11 protein-coding genes are annotated in these 12,275 nt (G+C 64.1%); all 11 read right to left on the bottom strand.

The annotated features are described in order from the left end of the window. A complete protein-coding gene (locus tag GWC77_RS16855; RefSeq protein ID WP_173258770.1) occupies positions 1-1,407 on the bottom strand; it encodes a UDP-glucose/GDP-mannose dehydrogenase family protein in 1,407 nt (468 codons plus the stop codon). Positions 1,408-1,542: 135 nt separating this feature from the next. Beyond that, positions 1,543-2,718 carry a lipopolysaccharide assembly protein LapB gene (gene lapB, locus GWC77_RS16850; protein ID WP_173258768.1) on the bottom strand — a complete coding sequence of 392 codons (1,176 nt, stop codon included), beginning with the start codon at positions 2,716-2,718 and terminating at the stop codon, positions 1,543-1,545. A 57-nt stretch (positions 2,719-2,775) separates the two neighbouring features. Beyond that, positions 2,776-3,069, bottom strand: coding sequence for a lipopolysaccharide assembly LapA domain-containing protein (locus GWC77_RS16845; RefSeq protein WP_173258766.1), 294 nt, complete (start codon positions 3,067-3,069; stop codon positions 2,776-2,778). 298 nt (positions 3,070-3,367) lie between these two features. After that, positions 3,368-3,700, bottom strand: a complete 333-nt coding sequence (locus GWC77_RS16840; RefSeq protein ID WP_173258764.1) for an integration host factor subunit beta — start codon at positions 3,698-3,700, stop codon at positions 3,368-3,370. A 21-nt stretch (positions 3,701-3,721) separates the two neighbouring features. Next, entirely contained in the window at positions 3,722-5,434 is a 1,713-nt protein-coding gene (gene rpsA / locus GWC77_RS16835; protein ID WP_173258762.1) for a 30S ribosomal protein S1, read from the bottom strand. A gap of 188 nt (positions 5,435-5,622) precedes the next feature. Next, positions 5,623-6,297 (bottom strand): (d)CMP kinase, encoded by a 675-nt coding sequence (cmk, locus tag GWC77_RS16830; RefSeq protein ID WP_173258760.1) that lies wholly within the window; start codon positions 6,295-6,297, stop codon positions 5,623-5,625. Positions 6,298-6,300: 3 nt separating this feature from the next. After that, positions 6,301-7,614, bottom strand: coding sequence for a 3-phosphoshikimate 1-carboxyvinyltransferase (gene aroA / locus GWC77_RS16825; protein WP_173258758.1), 1,314 nt, complete (start codon positions 7,612-7,614; stop codon positions 6,301-6,303). A 12-nt stretch (positions 7,615-7,626) separates the two neighbouring features. Next, complete coding sequence (locus GWC77_RS16820) at positions 7,627-8,571, bottom strand: prephenate dehydrogenase/arogenate dehydrogenase family protein (protein WP_173258757.1); 945 nt, start codon at positions 8,569-8,571, stop codon at positions 7,627-7,629. Between the two features lie 84 nt (positions 8,572-8,655). Next, positions 8,656-9,768: a histidinol-phosphate transaminase gene (gene hisC / locus GWC77_RS16815; RefSeq protein WP_173258755.1), complete on the bottom strand. Its 1,113-nt coding sequence runs from the start codon at positions 9,766-9,768 to the stop codon at positions 8,656-8,658. 99 nt (positions 9,769-9,867) lie between these two features. Beyond that, positions 9,868-10,950 (bottom strand): prephenate dehydratase, encoded by a 1,083-nt coding sequence (pheA, locus tag GWC77_RS16810; RefSeq protein ID WP_173258754.1) that lies wholly within the window; start codon positions 10,948-10,950, stop codon positions 9,868-9,870. 72 nt (positions 10,951-11,022) lie between these two features. After that, on the bottom strand, positions 11,023-12,105 hold the full coding sequence (gene serC / locus GWC77_RS16805) for a 3-phosphoserine/phosphohydroxythreonine transaminase (protein ID WP_173258752.1): 1,083 nt from the start codon (positions 12,103-12,105) through the stop codon (positions 11,023-11,025). Positions 12,106-12,275: the final 170 nt, after the last annotated feature.

Raw genomic sequence — 12,275 nt, 5'->3', positions numbered from 1 at the left:
TCAGGCGTGCGGATCGGTTGCGGACTGGAGTGGGACATAGGGACGCCCGATTGCGTAGTAATCGATGCCGAGTTCGGCCATCGCTTGCGGTTCATAAAGGTTGCGCCCATCGAAGATCACGGGCGACTTCAGCACCGACTTCATGTGCGTGAAATCGGGACTCTTGAATTCCTTCCATTCGGTCAGCACGATGAGCGCATCGGCCCCGGCCAGCGTTTCCTCCTGCGAAGCCTCGAACGCCAGCCGGGCACGCTCGTCGCCGCGATCGGCGAGATCGAGCGCGAATACGCGGCGCGCCTCGTCGAGCGCGACCGGATCGTAGGCCTGCACGCACGCGCCGCGCGCCAGCAAAGCCGCAATCACGCGCCGGCTCGGCGCTTCGCGCATGTCGTCGGTGTTCGGCTTGAACGAAAGCCCCCAGACCGCGAACGTGCGTCCCGTGAGATCGGCGCCCAGCACTTGCTCGATCTTGCGCACGAGCGCCTCCTTCTGGTCGTGATTGACCGCCTCGACGGCTTCGAGGATGCGCAATTGCTGACCGTTTTCATTGGCCGTGCGCACGAGCGCCTGAACATCCTTCGGAAAGCACGAGCCGCCGTAACCGACGCCCGCATAGAGGAAGTGATAGCCGATGCGCGGATCGGAGCCGATGCCGCGGCGCACCGCTTCGATATCCGCACCGACGCGATCGGCCAGATTGGACATTTCGTTCATGAATGAGATGCGCGTCGCGAGCATGGCGTTGGCCGCGTACTTCGTGAACTCGGCCGAACGGACGTCCATATAAAGCGTGCGCTCGTGATTCCGGTTGAACGGCGCATAGAGGCGCTTCATCTTTTCGCGCGCCAGACGCCCGGCTTCATCGTCGTCGCTGCCGAGCACGATGCGATCGGGCCGCATGAAATCGTCGACGGCCGCGCCCTCTTTCAAAAACTCCGGGTTCGATACGACCGAAAAACTGCGGGCCGAACGATCTGCGAGACCGCGCGCCGCCAACTCAGCCTCGACGACGGCGCGCACGCGTTCCGCGGTGCCCACTGGCACCGTCGATTTATCGACGATGACCTTGAAGCCGTTCATATAGCGGCCAATATTGCGTGCCGCCTCGAGGACGTACTGCAGATCGGCCGAGCCATCCTCGTCTGGAGGGGTGCCCACGGCGATGAACTGGATCTCGCCGTGCTCCACACTGGCTTTGACATCGGTCGAAAACGTGATGCGCCCGTGCGCACGCGTGCGCGAGATGATTTCCTTCAGCCCCGGCTCGTGGATCGGCACGCCGCCGTTATTGAGGATGTCGATCTTGCGCGGGTCGACATCGAGACAAAAAACGTCGTTGCCAATTTCCGCCAGGCAAGCCCCGGTGACGAGGCCGACATATCCGGTGCCGATGATGGTGATCTTCATACCTGTTCCGCTGGTTGATGCCGGCGCTCGAACGCGCGCCGGCGCGGGCGCACGCGCCCGAATTGCATGAGGCTCTTTCGACTGCAGACGCTGCCGCGCCTCGCGAAAGCTTCACGGCCTGCTTCACTGCCCGCGTCACTGCGGTGTGGCGATCGGCTCGACGCGGCGCGGCGCATAAGTTTCCCAACCGCTGCACCCCGGGCACTGCCAGTAAAAAAGGCGCGCGCGGAAGCCGCAATTTTGGCATGTATATCGTGGCAGATTCTTGGTGCGTTGTTTGACGAGCGTGCGGATCAACGCGAGCTCGCTGCGCCGCGGCTCCTCGGCCGTCGTCATCTGCGCTTCGATCAGGCGCATCATGCCCGCGAGATTGGGCGCCGCCTGCATTTGCGTGCGAGCGAGCGTATGCGCGGCCTCGGGCCCGCGCAGCTCGGCCACATACGGGTAGACGACATCGAGCAGATCGCTCGAGCCGAAGCGCTCCACGTAGTCCGTCAGCAACGCCGCGCCCTCTTCGGCACGCGAAAGCGCCTGGTAGGCCTTCATCAGCTTTTCGGCAACGAGCGGCAGGTAGACCGGATTCTGCTCTTCGACGCGGCGCCAAGCTTCGATGGCCGCTTCGTGCTGCCCCGCCGCGGATGCCACATCGCCCGCCAGGATCGTCGCGCGCACGTTTTGGGGGTTGGCCTCGAGCGCGCGCGCCAGCTCGTCGGCTGCCGCGCGCGGCTCGTTGCGCGCAAGAGCTTCTTGGGCAAGCTCGCAGTGGAACTGCGCAATCTCCTTGCCGAGCGGGCTCGCACCCATCGATTCCAGCTTCTCGGCGATCCTGATCGCCTTCGTCCATTCCTTTTCGATCTCGTAGATCGTCAGCAGCGCACGCTGCGCGCCGAGCGCGTGCTCGCCGCTTTCCAGATGGGCGAGCGTCTCCTCGGCCCGATCGAGCAGACCCGCTTTGAGAAAATCCTGTCCGAGTTCGAAAAGCGCGTGGTCGCGCTCGTTCGCGGGCAAATCGACGCGGCTCAGCAGGTTCTGATGGATACGAATCGCACGATCGGTCTCACCGCGGCGGCGAAAAAGATTGCCGAGCGCGAAATGCAGCTCGATCGTTTCGGGATCGAGCTTGACCACCTCGATGAACGCATCGATGGCCTGATCGGGTTGCTCGTTGAGCAGGAAATTGAGACCGCGAAAATACGACCGCGGCAGATTGGCACTCTCCGAGAGGAGTGCCTTCAAGTCGTAGCGCGCCGCCACCCAGCCGAGCGCGAATGCCACGGGGATGGTCAGCAGCCACCAGAAATCGAGATCCATGCGAGGGCGGGCGATGCGAAGAAAGTGCGTGTTAGGGCAATCGGCTCGGTGCGGCCATCAGACGACCGGCGGCAACGGCGGCTCGCTCGCCACGGGCGGCGCCTCGCGCGCAGCGCGCAAGTCGCGCTTGAGGCGGCCGTTTTCCAGTTTCAGACGGACCAGCCCGGGAAATGCCGAGACGAGCCCCGCCAGCAGCCCGACGCCAAAAAAGGCCAAGCCGATCAAGATCAGCGGTGCTTGCCACGCGTAGCCGGCCAGGAAATTCAGCGTAGCGTTTTGCGTATTGGCGAGCGCGAGTACGAGCAACAGCACGAAGACGAACGCGCGAACCAGCCAGACGATCAATTTCATAAAGGCTCTCTCGAGGGAACACCACGTGCCTGACACGCGCCCGATAACGGCGATGGCGCGTTGTCGGGCGGAGAAACGCCCCGTATTGTAAAGGAAAGCTTCGACCAGCCGTCGCAGCGGGCTATCGGAAAAGGATCGCGCTCCGCCAAAGCATACGAGCCTCGAATCACGATCGCCGCTCGTGGGACGAGCACCGTCGCGACAGGCCGCATCGCTAGCACTAGCAAACGCCACACTCAAAAGAAAAAGCGCCCGAAGGCGCTTTTTCATCTTTCCTTGGCCGTGCTCTTCGCACCTGTCAAAGCGTATCGTCGGCGTCGTCGGCCTCGACCGCTTTCAGCGGCTCGCCCGCACGACGGTCCACCCGTTCACGCAGTTCCTTGCCGGGCTTGAAATGCGGCACGTGCTTTTCCGGCACGAGCACCTTCTCCCCCGATTTCGGATTGCGTCCCACCCGAGACGGGCGCCGATTCAGGCCGAAGCTGCCGAAGCCCCGAATTTCGATGCGATGGCCCTTGGCCAACGCCTCCGACATCGCATCGAGCATCGTCTTCACCGCGAAATCCGCATCCTTGAGAACAAGTTGCGGAAATCGCGCTGCCAGCTGGGCGACCAATTCCGATTTGGTCATGCTGCGGCAAACCTCTCAGACTTACTGGTTCTGACCGTCGAGCTTGGCTTTCAGCAACGCGCCAAGGTTCGTCGTGCCGGAAGCCGCGGAACCCGCATCGGCTGCCAGTCCGCGCATCGCTTCTTGCTGCTCGGCCGAGTCCTTCGCCTTGATCGACAGATTGATACCGCGCGACTTGCGATCGATGTTGATGATCATCGCGTTGACCTTGTCGCCTTCCTTCAGCACATTGCGCGCGTCTTCCACGCGGTCTTGTGCGATTTCGGACGCACGCAGATAGCCTTCGACTTCGGTCGAAAGCGCCACCACGGCACCCTTGGCGTCCACGGCCTTCACCGTGCCGTCGACGATCGAACCCTTGTCGTTCATCGCCACGAAGTTGCTGAACGGATCGCCTTCGAGTTGCTTGATGCCGAGCGAAATGCGCTCTTTCTCGACGTCGATACCGAGCACGACGGCTTCGACTTCGTCGCCCTTCTTGTACTTGCGGACCGCCTCTTCGCCGGTTTCGCTCCACGAGAGGTCGGACAGATGGACGAGCCCGTCGATACCGCCCGGCAGACCGATAAAGACGCCGAAATCGGTAATCGACTTGATCGCACCGCTGATCTTGTCGCCCTTCTTGAAGTTGCGGCTGAAGTCGTCCCACGGATTCGGCTTGCACTGCTTCATGCCGAGGCTGATACGGCGACGGTCTTCGTCGATCTCGAGCACCATGACTTCGACTTCGTCGCCGAGCTGGACCACCTTCGACGGTGCGACGTTCTTGTTCGTCCAGTCCATTTCCGACACGTGGACGAGGCCTTCGATGCCCGACTCCACTTCGACGAACGCGCCGTAGTCGGTGATGTTCGTGACCTTGCCGAACAGACGCGTGCCCGACGGGTAACGGCGCGAGATGCCTTCCCACGGATCGTCGCCCAGTTGCTTGATGCCGAGCGAAACGCGGTTCTTTTCCTGGTCGAACTTGAGGATCTTCGCCGTGACTTCCTGGCCGACCGACAACACTTCGCTCGGGTGACGCACGCGGCGCCACGCGATATCGGTGATGTGCAGCAGGCCGTCGATGCCGCCCAAGTCGACGAACGCGCCGTAATCGGTGATGTTCTTGACCACGCCGTTGACGATCGCGCCTTCCTTGAGCGTCTCGAGCAGCTTCGCGCGCTCTTCGCCCTGCGTCGCTTCGATCACCGCGCGGCGCGACAGCACCACGTTGTTACGCTTGCGATCGAGCTTGATGACGCGGAATTCGAGCGTCTTGCCTTCGTAAGGAGTCGTATCCTTGACAGGGCGCGTGTCGACGAGCGAACCGGGCAGGAACGCGCGGATGCCGTTGACCATGACGGTCATGCCGCCCTTGACCTTGCCGGTGATCGTACCGGTCACGAGCTCGTTGTTGTCGAGCGCTTTTTCCAGCGACAGCCACGAAGCGAGGCGCTTCGCCTTGTCGCGCGACAGGATCGTGTCGCCATAGCCGTTTTCGAGCGCGTCGATCGCGACCGAAACGAAGTCGCCCGCCTGCACTTCTACCTCGCCCGCGTCGTTCAGGAATTCTTCGAGCGGAATGTAGGCTTCGGACTTGAGACCCGCGTTGACGACCACGAAGTTGTGGTCGACACGCACGACTTCGGCGGAGATCACTTCGCCGGCGCGCATGTCTTGCTTGGTCAGCGACTCTTCGAACAGAGCCGCAAAGGATTCGGTATTCGGGTTGGAGGTTTGCAGGTCGGACATAAAAATCGTAAAAGCATGGCTTCGCTCTGCCTCACGCGGTCCACGTTCCGTTTGCCTGGGACCGGCGCGCCGCGGCACGGCGTACGCCATACGGGGTTAAGGGTTGATACAACGTTTCGCGACACCGCCGAAGCAGCCCCGCCAAACACCTGACGACAACTCGATACTACTAAGGCACCTACTCGGTACTACAGCGCCCGGTACCATTGCACCACTTGTTCGACCGCCTGGTCGACCGTGAGCGCCGAAGTATCGAGCAGCTTCGCATCTGCCGCGGGAGCGAGCGGCGCGACCGTGCGATTGGTATCACGCGCATCGCGCTCGCGCAAATCCCGGAGCAAGTTATCAATATTAGCAGAAAACCCTTTTTGGATCAATTGCTTATAACGGCGCGCCGCGCGTGCCTCCACGCTGGCAGTCAGGAACACCTTCAACCCGGCGTCCGGGAAGATCACCGTGCCCATATCGCGGCCATCGGCCACGAGCCCAGGCTCCTTGCGAAACGCGCGCTGGCGCGCGACCAGCGCCGCGCGCACGGGCTGGTGCACCGCGATGGCGGAGGCCCGATTGCCGATTTCCTCGGCGCGGATTTCGTTCGATACGTCGATACCGTCGAGCTGGGCGCAGCCCTCCCGAAACGTGATATGCAACCCGTCGACAAGCTCGGCGAGCGTCTCGGCCGCATCCGGGGGCACCTGGTAGCGCAGGCTCGCCAGCGCCGCGAGCCGATAGAGCGCGCCGCTGTCGAGCAAGTGAAACCCGAGCTTCGCCGCGACGAGCGCGGCCACTGTGCCCTTGCCGGAGGCGGTCGGTCCGTCGATGGCAATGACGGGAGTCTGGTGAAAGGGACGGGTCGGTTTCATCGATCAATCAGGGGCGACCAGCGTCTTGAAGCGGTCGAAGTAATCGGGGAACGTCTTGGCGACGCATTTGGGGTCGTTGATGCGCACCGGCGCACCGATCAGGCTCGCGAGCGAAAAGCACATCGCCATGCGGTGATCGTCGTACGTGTCGATCGCCGCATTCGGCACGAGGCGCGCTGACGCGGGCGGCGTGACGGCCAGCCAGTCCGGCCCCTCTTGCACGCTCGCGCCGAGCTTGCGCAATTCCGTCGCCATGGCCGCGATGCGGTCGGTTTCCTTCACGCGCCAACTGCCGATATGGGTGAGGCGCGTCGTCCCGTCGGCCGCGAGCGCCGCGATGGCGAGCGTCATCGCGGCATCGGGAATGAGGTTGCAGTCCATTTCGATGGCTTCTAGACGGCCGTGGTCATGGCCGATCCCCCGCACCTCGATCCAGTCCTCGCCCATCGCCACGTTGGCGCCCATGCGCGCGAGTGCCTGGGCGAAAGCCACGTCGCCCTGAATGCTCGCGCTGCCCACGCCCACGACACGCACCGGCCCGCCGCCGAGCGCACCCGCCGCCAGGAAGTACGAGGCGGACGATGCGTCGCCTTCGACGGCGATCGAGCCGGGGGACTGGTAGCGAACCCCCGACGGCACCGTGAAACGCCGCCAGTCTTCGCGCTCGACCGTCACGCCGAAGCGCGCCATGAGCCGTATCGTGATCTCGATATAAGGTTTCGAGATCAGCTCGCCGTCGACTTCGACGATCGTCGTGCCGCTTTTCGTGCGCACGAGTGGCAGGGCCATCAAAAGCGCAGTCAGAAACTGGCTCGACACGTCGCCGCGCACGGTGATCGGCGCTTCGACGCTGAGCGCCGCGGGACGAATCCGCAGCGGCGGATAGCCCTCGTTCGCCTCGTAATCGATACGCGCACCAATTTGCCGCAGCCCATCCACGAGATCGCCGATCGGCCGTTCGTGCATGCGCGGCACGCCGTGCACGCGATAATCGCCGCCGTTGACGGCCAGCGCCGCCGTGAGCGGACGCACGGCCGTGCCGGCATTACCGAGAAAAAGATCGGCCGTTTTCGCCGTGAACGCGCCGCGTGTGCCCTGGACCACGCACCGATCGCCGTCACGCGCGTATTTCACGCCGAGCTTCGCGAGCGCGTCGAGCATCACGCGCGTGTCGTCGGAGTCGAGCAGATTCGAGATCGTCGTCTCGCCTTCGGCGAGCGCGGCCAAGAGCAGCACGCGGTTCGAGATGCTTTTCGAGCCGGGCAAACGAACCGTGCCCCGCGCATGCGGGTACGGTCCAAGATCGAGATAGTCCATAGCCGTTCCTGTTTATTCCGGAGCGAGGTCGTCGTGGGGCCGCGCCGCCACGGTTTGTGCGCCGCGTTCCTGCCATTCGGTGCGTGCTTCGCGCGAGCGTGCGAACACCGCTTCGAGCGCAGCGCCGTCGCCGGACACGATCGCCGCCCGCAAGCGCGCGAGCACGGCCGTGTAAGCATCGAGCTCGGCGACGAGCGCCGTCGCGTTCGCCAAGCAGACATCGCGCCACATCTCCGGGCTCGACGCGGCGATCCGCGTGAAATCCCGAAAGCCGCCCGCGGCGAACGAAAACTTGAGCGCCGCATCGGGCGCGCCGAGTATTTGCTCGACGAGTGCGAACGAGAGCAAATGCGGCAGGTGACTCACCGATGCCAGCACGCGATCGTGCTGCTCTGCTTGCATCGTGCGAACGTGCGCGCCCGCCGCGAGCCACATCGCCTCCACGCGTGCCACGTCGTGCGCCCGATTCTCGGGCAGCGGGCACAGCACGACGTTGCGTCCGACATAGAGATCGGGCAATGCCGCCTCGACGCCGCTCGATTCGCGGCCTGCGATCGGATGCCCGGGCACGAACTGCGCGATACGGGTACCCAGCGCGGCGCGCGCCGCTGCGACGACATCGCCCTTGGTGCTGCCCGCGTCGGTCACGAGCGTCACGGCATCGAGAAACGGCGCGATCCGTGCCAGGAGCGGCTCGGTCTGCGCCACGGGCGCCGCGAGCAAAACGAAATCTGCGCCGGCGAGCGCGCGAGCCAAGTCGGCGTCATCGTCGAGCGCGGCCGTCTGGTCGACGACACCGAGCGCGCGAGCCCGCTCGGCCGACGCAGGCGAGCGGCCGACGCCCACGATCGTACGCGCGCCGGCCACCCCGCCGCGTTCGCGCAATGCGCGAGCGAGCGAGCCGCCGATCAGGCCCACACCGAAAATCACCAGTTTGTCGAAAGAGAAGGTGCTCACGACCGTCCGAGAAAATGAAACATCAAGCTTTTAGCGCCTGCCGCTCCGAGCGGGACAGCACAGCGCAACACGCGGTGCGCCGGCTCAGGCCGGCGCAAGTGCCTTCTCGAGGGCGGCGATGAACGCGGCGTTTTCCTCCGGCAGGCCGACCGTCACGCGCAGCCATTGCGGCAAACCATAGTTGCCGACGGGCCTCACGATCACGCCTTGCTTGAGCAGCGCAAGGTTCACGCGCGCACCCGCGCCATCGTCGTGGCCTACGCGTACGAGCACGAAGTTGCCGAACGAAGGCACATATTCGAGACCGAGCTTCTCGAACGCCTGCGTCAGCTGGCGGTAGCCCGCCGCGTTGAGCGCGGCACTCTTCTCGAGGAACGCCGTATCGCCGAGCGCGGCGATCGCCGCGGCCTGCGCAACGGTATTGACGTTGAAAGGCTGGCGCAGGCGGTTCAGCAGATCGGTCAGCGGCGGTTGGGCGACGGCGAGGCCGATACGCAGACCCGCGAGCCCATACGCCTTGGAAAAGGTGCGTGAAACGAGCAGATTCGGATAGCGGCGCACCCACTCGATGGAATCGTAGCGCTTCTCGGCAGGCAAATACTCGGTGTAAGCCTCGTCGAGCACGACCACGACGCTCTTGGGTACCTTCTCGAGAAACGCCTCGAGTACCGGACCCTCGACGAAGGTGCCGGTCGGATTGTTCGGGTTCGCGATGAACACGAGCCGCGTATCGGGCTCGATCGCGCTCAGCATTGCATCCAGGTCATGACCGTACTCGACGGCGGGGACCACGATCGCGCGCGCGCCGAGTCCTTGCGTGGCGAGCGCATAGACCGCAAACGAATACTGCGCATACACGACCGACTGCCCCTTTTCCACGAACGCATGCGCCGCGAGTTCGAGAATGTCATTGCTGCCGTTGCCGAGCGTGATCCAATCGGCCGGCACGCCGTAGCGCGCGCTGATCGCGGCCTTCAATTCGAACGCATTCGAATCCGGGTAGCGTCCCAGCTCTTCGACGGCCCGCGCCATTGCGGTCTTGGCCGCATCCGGCATGCCGAGCGGGTTTTCGTTCGACGCCAGCTTCACGATGCGCGCCTCGTCGAGTCCGAATTCGCGCGCGACTTCGGAGATCGGCTTGCCGGCGATATAGGGGGCGATCTGGCGCACATAGGAAGGGCCGTATTGCGTGGTCATGAAAGTCTCCAAACGGGCGATACTGCGTGTCATAAGAATACGAATGGGTCGCTCCCGGTGCGCGCGGCCGGCCGCCTCGGCGGCCACGCGTCCACCGCGTCAGCGCGCGCGCGGATACGAGCCCAGGATCTTGAGAAAAGCCGCCTTTTTCTCGAGCTCGGCGAGCGCCGCGGCAACGGACGCGTCCTCGCGATGGCCTTCGACGTCGATATAGAAGTAGTACTCCCACGTTCCGACACGTGCGGGCCGCGATTCGAAACGCGTCATCGAGACGCCATGCCGCGCGAGCGGCTCGAGCAGCTTGAATACGGCGCCCGGCTCGTTCTTGACCGAAACGATCAGCGAAGTCTGGTCATGGCCGCTTTGCCCGGCTGGTGCGCGCCCGATCACGACGAAGCGGGTGCGGTTGTGCGGGTCGTCCTGAATCAGCGCAAAGGCGGCCTGCAGGCCATAGCGCGCGGCCGCGCGGTCGCCCGCGATCGCGGCAACGCTTGCATCGGCCGCCGCGATGCGCGCGGCCTCGGCATTGCTCGATACCGCTTGCCGCTCGACATGCGGCAAGTGCGTCGCGAGCCAGCGCTGGCATTGCGCAAGCGCCTGCGCGTGCGCGCATACGCGCGTGATACCGTCGGTGCCGCCGCTTTGCGTAAGCAGATTGTGGTGAATCGGCAGTGCGATTTCGCCGCCGATGGAAAGCTGCGTCTGCAAGAGCAGATCGAGCGTGCGCGAAACCGCGCCTTCGCTCGAATTCTCGGCGGGCACGACGCCAAACTCGGCGGCGCCTGCCTCGACGGCACGGAACACTTCGTCGATGGACAGACACGGCAGCCCTTCGATCGAATGACCGAAATACTCGTGCATCGCCTCTTCGCTATACGTGCCGGCCGGCCCGAGAAACGCCGTCATGATCGGCCGCTCGAGCGCGCGGCTCGCGGCCATGATCTCGCGCCAGATCGCACTGATGTGTTCGTCGACGAGCGGCCCCGCGCTCATCGACTGCAGCCGCGCGATCACCTGCTGTTCGCGCTCCGGGCGGAACACCGGCGCGTTGTAGTGTTTCTTCACCTCGCCCACTTCGAGCGCGATCGCCGCGCGTTGGTTGAGCAGCGCGATCAGTTGCGCATCGATTTCATCGATGCGGTCGCGCAGCGGTTTCAATCTTGAATTGAGTTCGTCGTCCATGCGTGAAACGGCCATATCGAAAGTCGGCGCGCGCGTGCGGCGGCGCGCCGGCTTCCCGTTACCCGCGCCTTCTCAAGCGCGGGACTGTTCGAATTCCAACATGTACTCGACGAGCGCTTCGACGCCCTCGAGCGGCACCGCGTTGTAGATCGATGCCCGCATGCCGCCGACGGACTTGTGACCCTTCAGCTGCATCAAGCCGCGCGTTTTGGCGCCGGCCAGGAAATCCTCGTTGCGCGACTCGTCGGCAAGGAAGAACGGCACGTTCATCCTCGAGCGAGAGCCGGGCTCCACCTTGTTGATATAGAAGTCGCTCGCGTCGATCGTGTCGTAAAGCAGCTTCGACTTCGCGAGATTGCGCGCCTCCATCGCCCGGATACCGCCTTGGCGCTTGAGCCACTTGAACACGAGCCCCGCGATGTAGATCGCGTACGTGGGCGGTGTGTTGTACATCGAATTGTTGGCCGCCACGGTCTTCCATTCGAAGGCCGTCGGGCAGATGGCGAGCGAGCGCTCGAGCAGGTCTTCACGCACGACGACGAGCGTCACGCCGGCCATGCCGATATTCTTTTGCGCGCCACCGAACATCACCCCGAATTTGGCAACGTCGAGCGGCCGGGAAAGAACATGCGAGGAGACGTCCGCAACGAGGGGGACGCCGCCGAGATCGGGAATATCGAAGGTCTCGACGCCGTGAATCGTCTCGTTCGTACACAAATGCACATAAGCGGGATCGTCCGAAAGCTGCCACTCGGCGCGCCGCGGCGCGCGCGTGAAGCCGTCCGCGGTCTCCCCGCTCGCCGCGAGATGCGGCGTGCAGTACTTGCCCGCTTCCTTGAACGATTTTTGCGACCACGAACCGGTGATGACGAAATCGGCCGTCTTGCGCGCGCCGAGCATATTCATCGGCACGATCGCATTCTCGGCCAGGCCGCCGCCCTGCATGAAGAGAATATGGTGGCTGGCCGGCACCTCGAGCAACTCGCGCAAATCGACGAGCGCCTCTTCGTGAATCGATACGAACTCGCGCCCGCGATGGCTCATTTCCATCACGCTCATGCCACTGCCGCGCCAATCGAGCATCTCGTCGGCCGCCTGGCGCAACACTTCCTCCGGCAACGCCGCGGGACCGGCGGAGAAGTTGAAGACGCGCATCGTTGAAACCCCTGGGGAGTGAGACACGGCGGCAATCCCGATTCGATCGGGCCGCACGGGTCGGAAATAGATAATGGCCGTTCGCGCATGTCGCGCAAACGGCCATTATCGCATCGTCGCTCGAAAGCCGCCAAAGCATGCCCGCTCGGAGAGGCACGCCGGCGGCTTGC

This window comes from Paraburkholderia sp. NMBU_R16, assembly GCF_013282575.1.
Classification (GTDB): Bacteria; Pseudomonadota; Gammaproteobacteria; order Burkholderiales; family Burkholderiaceae; genus Trinickia.
Note: the sequence above shows the minus strand (reverse complement) of the source record. Positions and strands in the feature narration are given on the sequence as shown.